The 17,720-nt window shown below is 39.1% G+C and carries 19 protein-coding genes and 1 tRNA gene; 13 read left to right on the forward strand and 7 right to left on the reverse strand.

What is annotated here, in order from left to right:
* The first annotated feature begins 59 nt into the window (after positions 1–59).
* Positions 60–626 (forward strand): alkylphosphonate utilization protein, encoded by a 567-nt coding sequence (locus MTP24_RS14375; RefSeq protein ID WP_010556671.1) that lies wholly within the window; start codon positions 60–62, stop codon positions 624–626.
* A 94-nt stretch (positions 627–720) separates the two neighbouring features.
* Here the strand turns inward: MTP24_RS14375 and rlmJ are convergent, their stop codons facing one another.
* Positions 721–1,560, reverse strand: coding sequence for a 23S rRNA (adenine(2030)-N(6))-methyltransferase RlmJ (gene rlmJ / locus MTP24_RS14380; RefSeq protein WP_039037970.1), 840 nt, complete (start codon positions 1,558–1,560; stop codon positions 721–723).
* Positions 1,561–2,008: 448 nt separating this feature from the next.
* Between rlmJ and zapB the strand changes: the two genes are divergently transcribed.
* The 8 genes from zapB (at position 2,009) to MTP24_RS14420 (ending at position 7,732) form a co-directional block, all read left to right on the forward strand.
* Positions 2,009–2,239: a cell division protein ZapB gene (gene zapB / locus MTP24_RS14385; protein ID WP_006791213.1), complete on the forward strand. Its 231-nt coding sequence runs from the start codon at positions 2,009–2,011 to the stop codon at positions 2,237–2,239.
* Positions 2,239–2,544 carry a cell division protein ZapA gene (locus tag MTP24_RS14390; RefSeq protein WP_006791214.1) on the forward strand — a complete coding sequence of 102 codons (306 nt, stop codon included), beginning with the start codon at positions 2,239–2,241 and terminating at the stop codon, positions 2,542–2,544. The genes zapB and MTP24_RS14390 overlap by 1 nt, the downstream gene beginning before the upstream one ends.
* A gap of 62 nt (positions 2,545–2,606) precedes the next feature.
* On the forward strand, positions 2,607–3,629 hold the full coding sequence (locus MTP24_RS14395) for an MBL fold metallo-hydrolase (RefSeq protein WP_243531852.1): 1,023 nt from the start codon (positions 2,607–2,609) through the stop codon (positions 3,627–3,629).
* A 55-nt stretch (positions 3,630–3,684) separates the two neighbouring features.
* Positions 3,685–5,172: a LysM peptidoglycan-binding domain-containing protein gene (locus tag MTP24_RS14400; RefSeq protein WP_039037968.1), complete on the forward strand. Its 1,488-nt coding sequence runs from the start codon at positions 3,685–3,687 to the stop codon at positions 5,170–5,172.
* A gap of 66 nt (positions 5,173–5,238) precedes the next feature.
* Positions 5,239–5,727: a peptidylprolyl isomerase gene (locus MTP24_RS14405; RefSeq protein WP_006791217.1), complete on the forward strand. Its 489-nt coding sequence runs from the start codon at positions 5,239–5,241 to the stop codon at positions 5,725–5,727.
* Positions 5,728–5,747: 20 nt separating this feature from the next.
* Entirely contained in the window at positions 5,748–6,476 is a 729-nt protein-coding gene (locus MTP24_RS14410) for an SDR family oxidoreductase (protein ID WP_008128273.1), read from the forward strand.
* On the forward strand, positions 6,473–7,312 hold the full coding sequence (locus tag MTP24_RS14415) for an amidohydrolase family protein (protein WP_243531854.1): 840 nt from the start codon (positions 6,473–6,475) through the stop codon (positions 7,310–7,312). The genes MTP24_RS14410 and MTP24_RS14415 overlap by 4 nt, the downstream gene beginning before the upstream one ends.
* 51 nt (positions 7,313–7,363) lie before the next feature.
* Positions 7,364–7,732: a hypothetical protein gene (locus MTP24_RS14420; protein WP_243531857.1), complete on the forward strand. Its 369-nt coding sequence runs from the start codon at positions 7,364–7,366 to the stop codon at positions 7,730–7,732.
* Between the two features lie 72 nt (positions 7,733–7,804).
* On the opposite strand, the gene MTP24_RS14425 is transcribed toward MTP24_RS14420, so the two are convergent.
* From MTP24_RS14425 to MTP24_RS14440, 4 genes are all read right to left on the reverse strand, one after another.
* Positions 7,805–8,980 carry a mandelate racemase/muconate lactonizing enzyme family protein gene (locus MTP24_RS14425; RefSeq protein ID WP_010556678.1) on the reverse strand — a complete coding sequence of 392 codons (1,176 nt, stop codon included), beginning with the start codon at positions 8,978–8,980 and terminating at the stop codon, positions 7,805–7,807.
* A gap of 26 nt (positions 8,981–9,006) precedes the next feature.
* Positions 9,007–9,774, reverse strand: a complete 768-nt coding sequence (locus MTP24_RS14430; RefSeq protein WP_243531859.1) for a class II aldolase/adducin family protein — start codon at positions 9,772–9,774, stop codon at positions 9,007–9,009.
* A gap of 141 nt (positions 9,775–9,915) precedes the next feature.
* Positions 9,916–10,239, reverse strand: coding sequence for a c-type cytochrome (locus tag MTP24_RS14435; protein ID WP_008128263.1), 324 nt, complete (start codon positions 10,237–10,239; stop codon positions 9,916–9,918).
* 180 nt (positions 10,240–10,419) lie between these two features.
* Positions 10,420–10,959, reverse strand: coding sequence for a DUF2058 domain-containing protein (locus tag MTP24_RS14440; RefSeq protein WP_243531862.1), 540 nt, complete (start codon positions 10,957–10,959; stop codon positions 10,420–10,422).
* Positions 10,960–11,155: 196 nt separating this feature from the next.
* On the opposite strand from MTP24_RS14440, the gene MTP24_RS14445 reads away from it, so the two are divergent.
* Positions 11,156–12,304, forward strand: coding sequence for an MFS transporter (locus tag MTP24_RS14445; protein ID WP_243531865.1), 1,149 nt, complete (start codon positions 11,156–11,158; stop codon positions 12,302–12,304).
* Here MTP24_RS14445 and MTP24_RS14450 read toward each other — a convergent pair.
* A complete protein-coding gene (locus tag MTP24_RS14450) occupies positions 12,271–12,771 on the reverse strand; it encodes a prolyl-tRNA synthetase associated domain-containing protein (RefSeq protein WP_243531867.1) in 501 nt (166 codons plus the stop codon). The two genes, MTP24_RS14445 and MTP24_RS14450, sit on opposite strands and share 34 nt — an antisense overlap.
* 2 nt (positions 12,772–12,773) lie before the next feature.
* Positions 12,774–13,169: a hypothetical protein gene (locus MTP24_RS14455; protein WP_243531870.1), complete on the reverse strand. Its 396-nt coding sequence runs from the start codon at positions 13,167–13,169 to the stop codon at positions 12,774–12,776.
* 166 nt (positions 13,170–13,335) lie between these two features.
* Here MTP24_RS14455 and MTP24_RS14460 point away from each other — a divergent pair.
* The 3 genes from MTP24_RS14460 (at position 13,336) to MTP24_RS14470 (ending at position 17,686) form a co-directional block, all read left to right on the forward strand.
* Positions 13,336–13,411, forward strand: a tRNA-Ala gene (locus MTP24_RS14460).
* 151 nt (positions 13,412–13,562) lie between these two features.
* Entirely contained in the window at positions 13,563–14,825 is a 1,263-nt protein-coding gene (locus MTP24_RS14465; protein ID WP_243531873.1) for an extracellular solute-binding protein, read from the forward strand.
* Complete coding sequence (locus MTP24_RS14470) at positions 14,825–17,686, forward strand: ATP-binding protein (RefSeq protein ID WP_243531875.1); 2,862 nt, start codon at positions 14,825–14,827, stop codon at positions 17,684–17,686. The genes MTP24_RS14465 and MTP24_RS14470 overlap by 1 nt, the downstream gene beginning before the upstream one ends.
* Positions 17,687–17,720 lie beyond the last annotated feature (34 nt).

Genomic DNA, 17,720 nt, shown 5'->3' on the forward strand with positions numbered 1-17,720 from the left:
ACACCCAGTGCGCTGAGTTATACTATGCAAAAATATTAACCCACCAAAAAAGTAGTCCTATGAGTATTGAAAAAGCCTTAATTGAACGCAGCAATAACCAGTGTGAATTGTGTACAGCTACCAATGACTTATCTGTTTATGAAGTTCCACCTGTAACCGAAACACATTCAGACAAATGCATTTACACTTGCAAAACATGCAAAGAACAAATTGAAAACACCGTCGAAATCACTCCAACGCATTGGCATTGTTTAAATGACAGCATGTGGAGCCAAACACCTGCGGTTCAAGTTGTTGCCTATAGAATGCTATCGCGCTTAGCGCCAGATAACGGTTGGGCACAAGATGCACTAGACATGGTATATCTAGAAGAAGAGACTCTGGCGTGGGCTAATAAAGCACTTGCTGAAGATGACGATGTTAAACATGTCGATAGTAATGGCGTGGTTCTTCAAGCTGGCGATACCGTGACACTTATAAAAGATTTAGATGTAAAAGGCAGTAGCCTTACAGCAAAACGTGGTACTGCGGTGCGTAATATTGGTTTAACCAGTAACCCAGAACACATTGAAGGGCGTGTTGATGGCCAGCGCATTGTCATTTTAACTAAGTTTGTTAAAAAGTAGGCAGCAAATAACTCACACTATCTTCGCTTTTAACTGTGATTAATAAGTTAGAACAAAAATGCCCAGATCTGCTGGGCATTTTCGTAAGTAGTGGTTATTCGTCAACCAGTTGCTCACACCTATAAAAGCCAGTAGGTTCACTTAACAATGACACTAGCTCAGGCAATACATTATCCATAGTTTGTTTAAGCTTCCATGGCGGATTAATCACTATCATACCTGATGCAGTCATGCCATGAACGTCAGTATCGGCCTCGGTTCCCAGCTCAAATAACTGAATATTTCGCATACCGGAATCAATTAAACCCTGCTCCATATTGTTAATGCGCTCCCGATCAACAACCGGATACCAAATCATATAAGTACCCGTTGCAAATCGTTGATGTGCTTTAATTAATGTTTTTACAACGCGTTCATAATCATCTTTAATTTCGTATGGTGGGTCGATTAATACGCACGCTCTTCGAGACGCAGGTGGCAGTAGCCCTACCAAACCAGTGAACCCGTCTTCACCGCGCACTCGAATAGAGCGCTTACCCTGCATATTACTTTCTAGCAAGACTAAGTCTCTTGGGTGCAATTCAAAAAACCAACCTTTATCTTGACGACGTAAATAATGTTCAGCAATTTTTGGTGAACCCGGATAAAAATCGAGGTCACTCGTATTATTGAACGATTTAATTAGGTCAATGTATTCGTTAAGTGCCTCATGCTCACTTGTGTGCGCCCACAACTTTTCAATACCGTCTTGGTATTCTTGCGTTTTTTGAGCATCAGCTGCTGCGAGTTCAAAAAAGCCTGCGCCAGAGTGCGTATCAATGTAATCTAGCGGCTTATCCTTAACTGTTTGATATTTAAGCACCTCAGCCAATACAAGATGTTTTAGAACATCGGCCGGATTACCCGCATGAAATGAGTGTCTGTAACTAAGCATTATTTATTTTCGCCATACGCAATTTAATATCGCAAGTGAACCATAAGCACTGGGCTTTAGCAACTTGCACTAGGGTCTGTTAACCGTTCGAGGTTAAAGTTTAAGCGGCCTGTTTGATATTTAGGCAAAGTAGAGCCTACATAGTGCGGTTATACTTACATGAATTTAAGCCGGTAGAATAACGCGGGAGCAGTTACCGAGTCCACTGAGTTACAAACCTCGCGCCACGATTAAATACCCCCTAGTTTGAACAAACTTTAATCCGCAAAATTCAACAACCTCTTGGATAAAGGGTGTTTAAATGAACCATATATGAACAAAAAAGCACGTTGTATGAATTATCCCTTAACAAAGAAGAAAAATCAGCTAAAACTCGCGTAAATGCTAGTAAATTAATGTACTTTGCTTTACATTTGCAAGACATTAATTACAGTTATATGAGCGCCTTATGGACAACAATACTCTTCAACAACTCGAACAACTGATCGATTCACTTATTGAACGCAATAATCAATTACAAACTGACGTTGCTAGCTTAAAAGAACAAAACAGCAAACTTGCTGATGATAATGAGCTTTTACAACTAGAAGCGCTTGAAAACGAAGAAAAGCAAAAAGATGCCAGCACAACATTAACTGGCTTGCTTGATAAATTACAAAGCGCACAACAGGCTAGCTAATGTCTGAGCTGCAAAACCAGCGGGTCACTGTTGAGTTGCTAGGTAAAGAGCAGCAATTTGCTTGTCCGCAAGGACAAGAAGAGGCATTGATAGCAGCAGCTAAAAATCTAAACGACTTAGTTGAACAAATGAAACAGCGTTCAACCGTTCGAAACGATCAAAAAGCATTGCTTATGGCAGCACTTAATTTAAGCCACGATTTGCTTGAAGCAAAAACACAAGCAACTGTTGAGCAGCAACACCAAGACCAACTTGTTGATAAACTCAGCCAACATTTGGCAAGTGACCCCGAACAAAAAAAATAAAAAGCGCAACCTGCGCTTTTTGTTTATCATTAGGGTAATAAATGGCCTGCAAGAGATCGCAAATGAAGTACTCCTTACTCACTATTCACTCATCGTTAAAATATACACTCCTGATGATAGGTTTACTTTTTGCCATAGCCAATTCAAATGCAGCTATTAGCTGGCAAACTATTAATAACAATATCCAATTTTTAAAACAACAGGACGATTTACGCTTTTACGACTCAAACCAAGTGTTAATCGAAGGCGCTGAATGCGCCCTACTTGTTGATACCAGCGGGAATTTTGCCGGTGTTGAACAACTTGTCGTTGAACTAAAAAAACGTCTTAAAACGCCTCTTTGTTATTTAGTTGCAACTCATTATCACGACGATCACTTACTGGGCATGGCGGTGGTTCAACACTACTATCCAAACGCTAAACTCATTACCCACCAGCAAGTGAGCGCTGATTTTAAAACCTATCAAAAAGCCTACATCGATAAACTCGACAGCTATGAAAAAAGCATTGAACTGAGTTATCAGCGTTTAGCTTCAATTCCCAAAGAAGAACAAACAGCATGGCGAGAAAAGCTAGAACTGGCTAAAGCACGACTTTTTCGCTGGCGCGAATATAAGCTTAATCCACCAATAATAGCATTAGCAGTAAGTAAAACGCTTAATTTAGGGAACTTTGAAATAAATATCACACCACACAAAGCGCATACTACGGGCGATTTAACCATTACTACAAACAATGGGAGCACGTTAATTGGCGGTGATATTGTTGATTGGCTGCCTTACCCAGGCCACGGTGAGCTTAAAAGCTGGCAAACGTTGCTTAAACAATACATAAGTAATGAAAAGCTATCACTCATTATACCAGGCCATGGTGATACTCTAAATAAACAACAACTTAAGCAACCACTGGCATTCTTAAATGCCCTGACTGAGCACGTCAAAAGTAATCAAAACCTAACAACTGAAGCACTCATAGAATCTTTTCCACAAAATGTGCTTGCTCCTTATCAACAAGACACACTAAACCAAAAGTCGAGCCAGTTTTTTTTACAAGCAGGACTCAATCGCGCTAAAAGCTCACAATAACCCAACACAACGGATTGTGTTAAAATAATAAAAGGAATTTATTCAAGTGATCACTATGCGCAGTTTGATATTATGCTTTTTAGTACTTTTTTTGTTTGGTTGTGAATCAACTGAGCAAAAGCAGGCAGAGGCACCTCAAATATTTACACATTTTGAGCCTGATTACGCTAATCACCAAAACGTAGATGAACCGATCCCCCAAAAGCAACAAGCACTGCTTATTGAAGAACAAAGCACGCCACTAAAGGTTAAAAATAGAGTCGTAAAAAAGCGCCCACCAAAAACGACTGATTTATGGGTGCACATTGCTAACAACTTACACTTTACGGTTTATCAAAATCGGGCTTTAAAAAAACGCATTAAGTGGTATCTAAAACAGCCTAAATACCTAACCACGGTAAGTAAGCGTGCAGCCCCCTACTTATACCACATTGTAAAAAAAATAGAGCAAAGAAACCTCCCTATGGAAATAGCGTTACTGCCTTTTGTGGAAAGTGACTTTAGACCTACCGCTGCCTCATCGCAGCAAGCTGTTGGCGTATGGCAACTTGTCGGTGCGACTGCGTATCACTTTGGTATAAAGTCAGATCAATGGTACGACGGACGCCAAGATGTACTTGCTTCAACCGATGCCGCGCTGGATTATCTGAGTTATTTACATAAACGCTTTAATGGTAACTGGCTACATGCATTAGCCGCCTACAATAGCGGTGAAGGACGCGTAAAGCGGGCCATAGAGAAAAATACAAAACGAGGAAAAAGCACTGACTTTTGGTCGCTAAGCTTGCCAAAAGAAACTGCTGATTACGTACCAAAATTACTCGCTTTAAGTTATTTAGTTAAGCATCCACAAAAAGGCATGAAGCAACCAAAACTTGCCTATAAACCACTCACCACACAAATGAATATAGGTCAGCAATTCGATTTTTCGGTTATTGCTAAGCTGTCTGGAATTGGCTCAAAGCAGTTACATGCGATTAACCAAGGGTATTTAAAAAATCAAAGTTCGCCAAACGGACCACATACCCTACTACTGCCAATAGGCCAAGAGGCACTTTTAAAAAGTCAGTTTTTTAAATCTAACTTTGCTGGTGAATACATAGTAAAGCAAAACGATACACTTTATGGCATTGCAAAGCGTTATAGTATGTCGGTTAAAGCGCTTAAACAGCTTAATAACAAAGCCAATAACTTTATTGGTATAGGCGAAAAGTTATTGGTTGGGCAACCCAAAACCTTACCAAGCTCTTTAACCATAGATTACAAAATAAGCCCTTATTTAGAACCTCAAGAAGATATTGCCATCCCAACAATAGAAATAGACTACACCGTAAAAACCGGTGATAGCCTGTGGAGCATTAGCCAACTTTACGACGTACCACATAGCGATTTAGCTAAGTGGAATAAATTATCAGCCTCAAGTATTTTAAAGCCCGGCAGTCAGCTAGTACTTTTTATTCCTCAAGCTGAAAAACCTAAAGCCAAGCCAATCAAAAAAGACCTACTGCTTGATCTGCAAAAAACACTAAATCAACCACGTTAAGTTTATAAACCAATCTATTTCGCGTAAAATCACGCCCTAACATAGTTATTATTGAAAGAGATCAGCATGCAAATTAGTAAAAATTCGGCAGTAGAGTTTCACTACACACTCAGTGAAGCAGGTGAGCAAATTGAAAGTAGTGTAAATGATGCACCACTTAGCTACATCCATGGTAGCGAAGGTATGCTTGCGGGTTTAGAAAAAGCCCTTGAAGATAAAAGTGCCGGCGATAAATTTAGTGTAACACTTGAACCAAGTGAATCTTATGGTGAGCGTGTTGATGACTTAATTCAACGCATTCCACTAAAGCATTTACAAGGCGATGTTAAAGTGTGGAAACCAGGAATGACCGCAATGGTTCAATCTAACCAAGGCCGTCATCAAGTCACTATTGTTAAAGTTGGTCGTTTTAATGCCGATTGCGACCTGAACCACCCATTTGCAGGTAAAACTCTAACATTTGATGTTGAAGTTGTATCGGTACGCGAAGCAACCAGCGAAGAAATTTCGCATGGCCATGTTCACGCTGAAGGCGGTTGTGGCCACGCTCACTAATTAGCGAAAAAGGAACAAGTATGTCAAAAGTTGCAATTGTAACAGGTGGTACAAAAGGGATTGGCCTAGCGGTAGTAAAACGCTTGCTAACTAGTGGCTATGAGGTCCATAACCTTGATATCACACCAAGCGATGTAGGTGTTTTTCATCATTGCGATGTAAGTGATGTAGAAGCTGTCCGCCGCTCGATAAACACGATACATGAACAATCTCAACGTATTGACGTACTGGTTTCTAATGCTGGAAAACACTTAAGCGCAAATATAGAAAGCACTGATGAGCAAACGCTCGATGCGCTATTTGCGCTTAATGTAAAAGGCGCCTATGCGGCAGTACAAAGCGTACTCCCAACGATGAAGGCAAATAATGCGGGTTCTATTATATTAATAGCATCCGACCAAGCATTAATTGCCAAGCAAAATTCATTTGCCTACAACCTCACTAAACATGCCCTCGCCTCAATGGCAAAAACTACGGCACTTGATTATGCACGCTTTAATATTCGTGCTAATGCAGTGTGTCCAGGCACCATTGAAACCCCTTTATTTCATAACGCAATAGACGCTTACTGCGATAAAAGCGGTGCAAACAAAGCCGATATAGTGGCAGAGGAAGCCAGTCTTCAACCGCTAAACCGATTAGGTCAAGCCGATGAAGTAGCCGCTCTTGTGAGTTTTCTAGCAAGTGACGATGCAAGCTTTATTACTGGCAGCTTACAAAGTATTGATGGCGGCTATACAGCCCAATGAGTACAAATATAATTGACCCGCATGTTCATTTTTTTAATTTACTCGATGGTCAATACACTTGGCTACAAGGAAGCAATCCTCCTGCGTGGCCCAATTTAGAAAAAATAAAACGGCCTATTAGCGCACAACAACTTGCCAACAGTACCGACTTTAAATTAAAAGGCCTTGTTCACATAGAAGCGGGCTTTGATAACTCAGCCCCAATTAAGGAGCTAAATTGGCTAAGCAAGCATTTAAGTGAAATGCCATTTAAAGCTATTAGCTTTAACCAAATAGATGCGCCTGCTGAGCAATTTAGTAATGCACTAAATGCGCTTGCTCATTCAAGCTTATGTGGCATTAGAGATATAACCGAAGGAGATGACGCTGTAAGGCTAAAAAGCCCTAGCTGTATTCATAATCTTGATTTATTAGCAGCAAACAAATTGCATTTTGAAGCACAATTTGAGTTACACAATATTAGTGTGGCCAATCATATTGTTCACTGTGCAAAACAATTACCTCACCTACAAATTATTCTTAACCATACAGGGTTGCCTGATGATTTGCTCTCTTGGCAAAAAGGCGTTGAACTACTTGCCCAATATAGCAATATTGCTATTAAGTTTTCTGGCTTTGAATTATTAGACCTGACACAAGCACAACAAGAAGCCTGCTTTAAGTGGCTTTTACAACATTTTGGCGAGCAGCGTATTATGTTTGCTAGTAACTTTCCGGTATGCCAAATAAACACGCATTACAATGCCCTATGGCATCAGCATTATGCGTTATGTAATAGCCATAGCCTTTGGCATAAGCTCAGCTACGCAAATGCAAAGCACTACTACCAAGTGTAAGTAAAAGTCGTTATATTTAAATTTTATTATGCTTAAAATGGCGTAGGTTTTATGAAAAGCACATTATTCATTTCGAGCTTAGCCTTGTGCACTTTATTAAGTGGCTGTGTATCGCAACACGCTGAACCCACTCCAAAATTACAACATGCATTACTTTTAGCGCCTAATCAAAGCGCGGTTAACAAAGTAATCAATACCCTTATGAATATGCAAAATATAACGTTAGATGACGATGTATTTACAATAAACAGTGTGGTTACGCTGAGTAATTTAAACGAAAATAACATAATAAAAAGTCATCAGCTTAATCCACCCGACCAATTTGAGCTGATGATAAAAAACAAACAATGCTTTATACGCCACGTAGATAGCAAAGCAACTCAAGAGCTCAAAGGTGTTGAGTGCGTAATTAACGAATGACCTTAATTCTGCTAATAAAAAGCCGGTAAGTGAATAGTCACTTACCGGCTGTTATAATAACAAGCTTAGTTATTATTTTATTTCTACACGTTGCGACCGCATTACAATCTCATCGTTTAGCTCAATACCCAAACCTGGCTCTTCAGATACTTCAAAAAAACCATTTTTAGGTTGTGGGTCTTGTAAACACAACTCGCGGTTCCACTTTTTAATTGCGTACGTGTGATGCTCATGAATTAAAAAGTTAGGAATAGCAGTTTCCAGATGCAGTGATGCAGCCGTTGCAACTGGCCCACCACATACGTGCGCCTGAATGCGTACATCAAAAATATCAGCGTAATCACATACCTTTTTAGTTTCAGTAAAACCACCACATAAACCGATATCGGGCTGAAGTACGTCAATACTCTGATCTTCTAAATAAGGACGAACCCCCCAGCGATTATACAAGCGCTCACCACCTGCAATTGGCACATTCACTTTATCTGCTACTTTTGCATGCAATGAGTGATTTAAGTAGTTCACAGGCTCTTCAAAGTACATACAATCAAACTCTTCGGCTATTTCACCAATTTGAATTGCAGATGTAGCACCCGGTAAACTATGGCATTCAAAAATAATATCCACTTCATCACCCACAGCTTCACGAATAGCTTGCATACGCGCGCGATACAACTTCATTTCTGGGCGTGAAATAATATTAGTTCGGTCGTAATAGGTATTACCGTCTTTATCGTATTGAATTGGATCTACCTTTACTGCATCGTAACCCTCAGCTATGGCTTTTAATGCTGCCTCTGCATATTCTTGTGGCTGAACGAGCGCTTTAAATTCGCTATCCCAGTCAAACTGCAGTTGCGATGCATAAGTACGAAGCTTGTCGTTAACTTTACCACCAAGTAGTTGATATACCGGTAACCCAAGTGCCTTACCTTTAATATCCCAAAGCGCAGTATCAATAGCACTCATTGCAGCGTACACAACGGGTCCACCACCTAAGCCCCAAAAGCTTTCTCGTAACATGCGAGACCATAGCTTTTCTGTCTGAAACGGGTCGTGCCCAATTAAAAAAGCATCTGCCATTTCTTTAATCATGGCGGCAGCTGCGCTATGACCTAAATCATAAGCAAGACCCGCCTCACCCACACCACTAATGCCCTCATCAGTATGAATGCGAACGAATACGGGTGTCCATGCTGGGCGCTCTGGACAATGAATATCAAATACTTCTACGCGATTTACCTTCATAAAAATTCCTTATCAACCTGTTAAGGTTATTTTGCAAAACTGGGATCAAGCCGATACGCTTTACGCAGCATGGCAGGCCAAGCAAGCTGGCCTCCGGTGCTGCCGCTATGAACCACATTAGCTTGATTATAAATATTGTCGATAATTGGTTGAGGCACGGGAATGACCTCTTGCGAGCTGGCTTGCAGCGCTAATTGTATTTCGCAGGCGCGCTGTAAGTCGTAAAAACGCATAAACGCATCGCCTACAGTAGGGCCTACAGTTAACCCACCATGGTTAACTAATAACATGTGATTAGTTGAGCCTAGGTCATCCTGGAGGACTTTGCGCTCATCATCATTAACTGCGAGGCCTTCGTAACCATGATATGAAAGCGACGGCAATGAAAACATAGAATACTGACTTAATGGTAATAAGCCATTTTTTTGCGTAGCCACAGCAATGGTTTCTTTGGTGTGCAGGTGAATAACGCAATGCGCATCTTCTCTTACTTCGTGTATTGCACTATGAATAGTAAAACCAGCAGGATTAATGCTAAAAGGAGTGTCGTCGATTATATTCCCGTTTAAGTCTACCTTAACCAAGTTTGACGCGGTTACTTCATCAAATGTTAGCCCAAAAGCATTAACAAGATAATGGTCAGTGCCCGGCAAACGCGCTGATAAATGCGTATAAATTAAATCTCCCCAGCGAAAGTGTTCCACTAGCCGGTAACAGGCAGCAAGGTCGACACGAAGTTGCCACTCTTGAGCAGATACTTTATTTTTTAAATCGAGTTGGGGTAAATCAAACATAGTAAGCCTTTTAAAATACACACATAACAAGTGCGAATAGATGTTTAGAAGTCTAAAACACTCTGTTCTTTATAGCAATCAACAAACAAAAACAGCCACACGTGTGTGGCTGTTTTTTAAAGGGCGAATAACTGCTTTGCGTTATTTTACTTTAGATAAGTAGTCTGCAATAGCTTCAAACTCTTCGTCTGTTACTGTAGCAACCATTGCTTTCATCGCCATAGACATACCATTATTACGCGCACCCGACTTAATGTCTTTCATTTGTGCAACTAAATAATCTTTGTTTTGGCCATTAAGCTTAGGGTACATACCCATGATTGGTGCTTTACCATCTGCACCATGGCAGGTTTGACAATTTTTTGCAGTGTAAAGAGCGGCGCCATCGGCAGCAGCTGCATTAAACGAGAAACTTGCGGCTAAACTAATGCCCGCGCCTAGTATTAGTGTTTTCATCTTGCTCATTGTATTTACTCTTCTTTTTTGACGGTTAGAAAAAACTGTTCAATTGATTGTAGTCAACAATCAAATAAAAAGCATACGTTAGAAACGATGCTAGACGATCAACTTAATCCTACACTGCTAGCTCGTTTTATGCTCATAATTAGTTTAGCAAATAAATATGAGCAGACGCTTAACTGATTGTTACCATACTAAATCGTCTGGCACTTCAAAATCTGCGTACGGATCGTCTTCATCTTTTGGTTTATTTTCAGCTTCAACATGAAAAACAATGTATTTTTCGTCAACTTCAGCCACCTTGCGAGCGGGTTCGTCTTCTAATACATAAAACTGCCCTTCTAGGACACAGATTGCTAAACGACCACCTGACAATGCTTTTTGAGTGTTTTCATTCACTTCAATACTTTTAACTTTTTTGTCGTAAGTAAAATTAAAGGTTCGCTCACCACGAATAGCATCTTGGTTGTTGTGCTCTAAAATTTGTTTAACGCGCGCTTCTTGCTCACGCTGTTTAAGGCTAACTTGGCGAGCTTGGTTAAGCTCTTCTGCTTTTTTCTGCTGTTCAAGTTTAGTTTGTTGAATATGCTTTTGCAGATCACTAGGGTTACTTGTCGCCCCCTTTTTTTGTTTTTTTTGTTGCTTACGTTTTTCTGATTTAGCAACTTTAGCTTTATGCGATGTTGTTAACCCTGCTTGAAGCAATTGGTCTTGTAATGAACCCATGGCATTGTTCCAGTAAAAACTAATATTACGCTCATTTTAATCATCAACGCGTTTAAATAACAGTGCTATTGGTATTAATCTAACAAACTCCTTCATACTAAGCATGATATAAAGCAATAATCGTACTTTTAATTATCAATTAGAGTTAACTTTCAATACAATAAAGTAGCCAACCAGCTAACTCATAAGCCAAATAATGCGCTTAATTCATCTACTTGCTTGCTCCATAGTTATATTTTTTGTGCTTTATGCACCTCAACCGTTATTGAACTTATTTGCGAGTGAATATAATGTATCGCCTGCCGTTGCTGGTAGCCTTATGACGGCAACCATGCTGCCACTCGCTATTGCACCATTAGTATACGGCTTGTTTTTAGCTAAACAGAATCCTTTAAAAATACTTCGCATTGCAATGATAATACTGAGCTTTAGCTGCTTGCTATTTATATGGGTGCCTAGTTTTGAGCTCTTACTGTTAGTAAGGTTTTTACAAGGCCTTACTCTTCCCGCAGCATTAACCGCCATGACCAGTTTCATAGGTATAAGCTTTAGCGCTAGTACACTTCAAAAAAATATGACATTTTATATAGGCAGCAGTATTGCAGGTGGTTACTTTGGAAGAGTACTTGCTGCACTGTTTAGTGACTTATGGCATTGGCAAAGCTTTTATTACTTAATTGCTTTTATGCTTGTTTTTTTAGCCATATTAATAAAGCCCTATAGATTCAATAACATGAGCACCCATGCTTCAAAATCACCTCTAGATTACATCAAACAACTTAAGAAAGGTCCTGTCTTAAAAGTTTACAGCGCTGTGTTTTGTATGTTTTTTTGTTTTGCTGCTTTGCTTAATTATTTGCCTTTTATACTGCAAAAAACATTTTTAATTACCAACACTCGTGATATCGGATTAGTTTATAGCGGCTATTTAATTGGTGCTTTGGCATCTATTGCGACGCCTTGGTTACTGAAAAAAGCACCTTCAGCTTGGCACGTATTAGCGGCGACTTTCATTTTTTATAGCCTTAGTATTGTTGCGCTAATAAGCCACCAGCTAAGCGTATTTTTAACTGCATTCACGCTATTTTGTGCGGCTATGTTTATTATTCATTCAACCGCAGCTCCACTGGTCAATCAAATAAGTAAAGCACCACCAAGCGTAACAAACGGAGGGTATGTCTCGTTTTATTACAGTGGCGGGGCTTGTGGCTCGCTATTACCGGGTTTAGTTTATCAACAGTACGGACAAACAGCATTTATGTTTACCTTACTTGTTGTTTGTTTGTGCGGCTTTTTTCTTATTACCTGGGCTTATCTTGACGGTAAAAACATGACACGCGGTTGATGACCCGTATGCTTAAAAAAGGTTTCTAGGTCTGATTTACTCAAAACCCATGTCAGCGTATTTTCAAAGGGGTGGCAGTGAAATAACTCCCCAAACCAAATATCTTGATCTAACCATACTGTTACCGCATTTTGTTTATCGTTTAGAAGCGCAAGCATTGATACACACCCTGGTGCAACTTTTAAATAGGTTGCTAAACGTTCGCTTGAAGCGAACCCTAAACGCGACAAACCTTGCTGTTTAGAGAGCGCTTTTAGGTCCAACTGCTTATTGTGAGCTGTAATCACTAAAAAGTGACGTTTACCTTCGTTATCACGCAAAAATAAATTTTTTAAACGTGTACCTGGGCGTTCAAGCAGTAATTCATCCGCTGCTAAGCTAGTATGTAAAGGTGGGTGTTCGATAACATCGTAATTAATATTTAAATGCGCTAAACACGCCTCTAATTTTGTTTTATCCGCTAACATAGTTACAAACAACGCCCTCTTAATTGCACGCTTAGATCTCGCCACAGAACGTCTGTTATTACATGATTATTAGCGCAGTATTCACGCGTTGTAAGCTCTTGCTTTAATAATTCAACGGCCCGATCTTCTAGTTTTAGTTTTAACACACTCGACTCTTCAAAGTGTTCTTGCTCAATATATTCCTTAACTTCACTGCGAGAAGGTCTGTTATTACGTCCACGATCGAGATTAAAGTTCTCACGGTGCTTAGCTTTAACCGATACAACATAAGCAAATACATTATTTCCTTGCTCATCTTGTTTTTCAAAAAACTGTTTGTTGTTTATTTCAAAAGGCGGCTCTTCATTTGATGCACAACCCGAAAGTAAAACCATCAGTACCAAAACGCTTTTTTTCATTATTTTCTGTCGTTTTAATGAGTAATTAAGCCGAGTCTATCAAAAATTCATCTAAACTGTGAAAATTAGCGAAAAAATACTTGACCAAATTTATAAAAAAACTTAAAGTTCGTCCCGCTTGGAACTCAGCAGCCAAGCGTTTATGCTATGCATAAACTAGGAATGTGGGGCTATAGCTCAGCTGGGAGAGCGCCTGCCTTGCACGCAGGAGGTCAGCAGTTCGATCCTGCTTAGCTCCACCACTTTCCTACTCCTTTCTCAAATATATTCTTTACTTCAAAAACACCCTAATTCATTCATTTTATTTTGTTTTTCATTTATCTCTATTATCTTGAGTCTTTATCAATTATTAGCTATACATACTTGTATATCTATTAATGCCTTAGGTAAATCATGGACTCTCCAAAACGCTCAACACTTAAAAAACTTGCAGCTATAGGCTTAACTGCAGGCGCTATAACGCATGTTCCTTATGTTTTTGCTCGAAATAAGGTCACAATAAGAGTGCTTGGCACACATGTAACGTTACAAGATGCAATTCGTAAGCAAGCCATGAGTGATTTAGGCATTAATATTGAATTTACGCCCGCTGGCAGTGCCGCTGTTTTGCAAAGAGCCTCAATGGACCCCAGCTCATTTGATTTATACGAGCAGTGGTCAAACAGTATTAATGTGTTGTGGAATGCAGGTTCAATACAACCCATAGAAAAAAAACGCCTTACTTATTTTAACGAAATAAATAGCCTTACAAAAACAGGAAAGTTATCAGAAGATGCCAATATAGGTGCAGGTGACGCTCCCTTCAAAATATTAAACGTACAACCCGATGGCACACTCAGTGAGCAAGAAAGCGACTTAATAAGCTTTTTACCCTATGTTCATAATGTTGACTCTTTTGGTTATAACACTGAATTTATTAAACCTGGTATTGCTTATGAAACAGAAAGCTGGGGATGGTTATTGGATGAGCAGCATAGGGGAAAAGTAGGTATTGTAAATGCACCAACTATTGGTTTATTTGACTTAGCGCTTGCAGCTAAAGCTAAAGGGCTTGTTAAAATTAACAATATTGGAGCAATGACTCGCATTGAGTTAGATAACTTATTTAAGGTATTGCTCGACTATAAACGCCAAGGCCACTTTAGCGGTTATTGGAACTCAGTGCCTGAATCTGTTCAGTATATGAAAGATGAACGTGTTCATATTGAAAGCATGTTTTCACCTGCGGTATCTGCGCTAAATGGCCAAGGCATAAATGTGCGCTTTGCAGCACCTAAAGAAGGTTACAGAGGCTGGCATGGCGTAATGTGTTTGTCATCACAAACGCATGATAGTGTGAAAGATGCCTCTTACGATTATATGAATTGGTGGTTATCTGGCTGGCCAGGTGCGTTTATTGCTCGCCAAGGTTATTACATAAGCAATCCGCAGCGTTCTAAACCATTACTTTCACAGAATGAATGGGACTATTGGTATGACGGCAAAATCGCAAGCACTGATTTACTAGAAACAAATGGTAATATTGCGGTTAGAAAAGGCGAGCAAAGAAATGGCGGAAGCTATACTAAGCGCTTCAGCAACGTTGCAGTATGGAATACCGTTATGCCAACCTACGACTACAGTTTACAAAAGTGGTATGAGTTAATAAGTCGCTAATGCGTTCTATTAAATCAAAAATAATTGCGACCTTAGCGGTACTAGCTGGACTGCTTCTTTTACAAAGTTATTTATTTAACCACTTGCAAGAGTCGTTAACCAGCCTGCAAAACATTCAAAACAATGCTATTAGTAAAAGTGAAGCTGTCGTAAAGCTGGAAAGAGATGTCATCGCCTTACAAAGTCATGCAGTTGCATTTATTGATGACGCTAATAAAAATAATATTGCAAAGTTTAAAACATATTTAGACCAAGCAAATATTCATTTAGGGCAATTAACATTAAACACGCTAGACAAAACCCCTGAATATAAAAATATGCTTACTCGCCTCAGCGAGCACCTAAAAAACTATGAAACAACATTTGAAAAAGTAGTTATTAACAGACAAAAGCGCGAGCAAATATACTCATCTGGATTTAAACAGCCCATTGAAGAGCTACAAAAAAAGGTAATGGCACTTGAGTCACTATCAAATGAAGATAAAAAAATTCTCTACAATGATATTTTACTAACCATTAGTAACCTTAAGCATGCAGCTGTCAGCTACCTTTATAAACCTAATTTTGATGAAGCTCAAAATGTGAAACAAAATCTAGAGTTTTTGCACACAAAAATTAACCGTATGTCAGCTATTAATGACTCCTTGCTTGATAAAACAATTAATCTTAAAAAAACACATAACCAACTAATACTGCTAACACGTAGTTACACCTACTCTGTGAATGTTGTGCTGACAGGGATCGAAAACGAACTTTTATACCTAACTAATAAAATTAAAAGCGCTGAAGAAAAAAAATTAAATTTGGTTAAGTCGCAATTTAATAGTGAATTAACGAAAAAAACCAAGCAAAGCAGCCTATTTACCTTTCTAATTCTGATTATTATTTTGCTGCTTTGTTATTTTATTGTTGCTTTTGTTATTAAACCCCTATCACAGCTTACTTTGCTACTTAATAGTATGAATGAAGGTGAGCCAATTACACTAAAAAATAAGCATGCAAAGCTGAGCGAAATTGCATCTGTGTTAAAAGCGGCTAATACACTTTATTTAAAAAGTGAGGAAACGAAGCAATTACTTGATGAAACACGCGCTTTAAATGTAAAAATGGAAGCCATGAATACAGAGCTTACTCAAGCAATAGAAGAAACAAACAAGGCTAATAAAACAAAAATAGATTTTGTGGCAAATATGAGCCATGAACTTCGCACACCAATGAACGGCATATTGGGTATGCTTCAACTCTTACAAAGTAGTGAAATGCCCGCTAAGCAGGAGCAATACGCTAAAAAAGCGTTTTCCAGCGCGCAAAGTTTACTGCAAGTTTTAAACAATATTTTAGACTTTTCAAAACTCGACTCTAATAACGTCAAACTTGAGAAAATCCCTTTCACACTCGATACGATCGTATCTAACGTTCAAGATTTATTTTCGATTAATGCACAACAAAAAGGATTAGTTTTAAATTGTGTAGTGCATGCCGACAGACACCTGACTCTGTTGGGCGATCCTATACAGCTAAATCAAATAATTAATAATTGCATTGGTAATGCCATTAAGTTTACCGATAAGGGTGAGGTGTCATTAACCATAGAAGTCATTTTTCAAAAAGAAAACAAAGTACAGTTGCGCTTTAGCATTAGTGATACCGGAATTGGTATGACGCAAGCCCAATCTGATAGGGTGTTTGAATCATTTGCTCAAGGCGACTCAAGTACAACAAGAAAGTACGGGGGTACAGGGCTTGGCCTAACAATTAGTAAACAGTTAACCAAATTATTAGGTGGTGACTTACAAGTAAAAAGTGAACTTGGTAAAGGGAGTGAGTTTTTATTTACCCTTCCATTCACCATTGCTGAACAGCGCGCTGCTCACACTAATAACAAAAAGGCCCCTTTACCTGCAACGGTAGACCTGCCAAAACTAGCGGCCTATCAGGCACTTGTTGTAGATGATAATAAACTTAACCAAGAAATAGCCTCTGCAATGCTAAGTAAATTTGATCTTAATACAACAATTGCAAACGATGGGCTAGACGCTATAGATAAAGTATCGGCTCAACATTTTGATATTGTATTTATGGATATACAAATGCCCCATATGGACGGCCTTGAAGCAACAAAAGAGCTAAGAGCTAAAGGCTACAATATGCCTATTATTGCTTTAAGTGCCGCTGTAGAGCCCAGAGATAGAAAAGCAGCCGCTGATGCAGGTATGGATGACTTTTTGGTTAAACCCATTGTATTTGACGCGCTTTACGGAAGCTTAGATAAACACCTAAAAAGTAGAGATAATTTGCAAACAATAAATTTAGTAAAAGCAAAGCAAAACGTTGATAACAATGAAACCTTACTCATGACATTGCTTACTCGGTTTATAGATGGTAATAATAACTTTTCAGCGAAGGCTGATTTATTAATAAACAATAATGATGTTGCTACTTTAAAGCGAACGGTGCATACACTGAAGGGGTTAGCGGGTACATTAGGGCTAGAGAAGCTGCAAAAGTGTGCATTAGAGACTGAAAAAGCACTACTTGAGGAAAGTTCGCTTAATATAGATTTATTAAAAGAAAATTTGGCAGCAACGCTTTTTTCTATTAAAGAATTATTAGCGACACTCAATTTGGAAAATATAGAGCCGAAACGACACAATCTCGAAGATGAGCTGGTAGTGATAAATGAGATTCACTCACTAGCATTAGCGTCTCGTCCTATCCCAAACGACCTAAAAAGGCATTTAGAAGCGAATAGCTATGATACTGAACACGGCTTATCAAAACTAATAGAGGCGATTAATAGTTTCGACTATCCGTCTGTAATTTCGATTATTGAAACATATAAAGCAGACACAAAGCATTAATGATTGAGTGATTCAGAATTTAAATACTATGTAA

Origin of the sequence: Pseudoalteromonas sp. APM04, assembly GCF_022809815.1 — a bacterium.
Classification (GTDB): domain Bacteria; phylum Pseudomonadota; class Gammaproteobacteria; order Enterobacterales; family Alteromonadaceae; genus Pseudoalteromonas; species Pseudoalteromonas marina.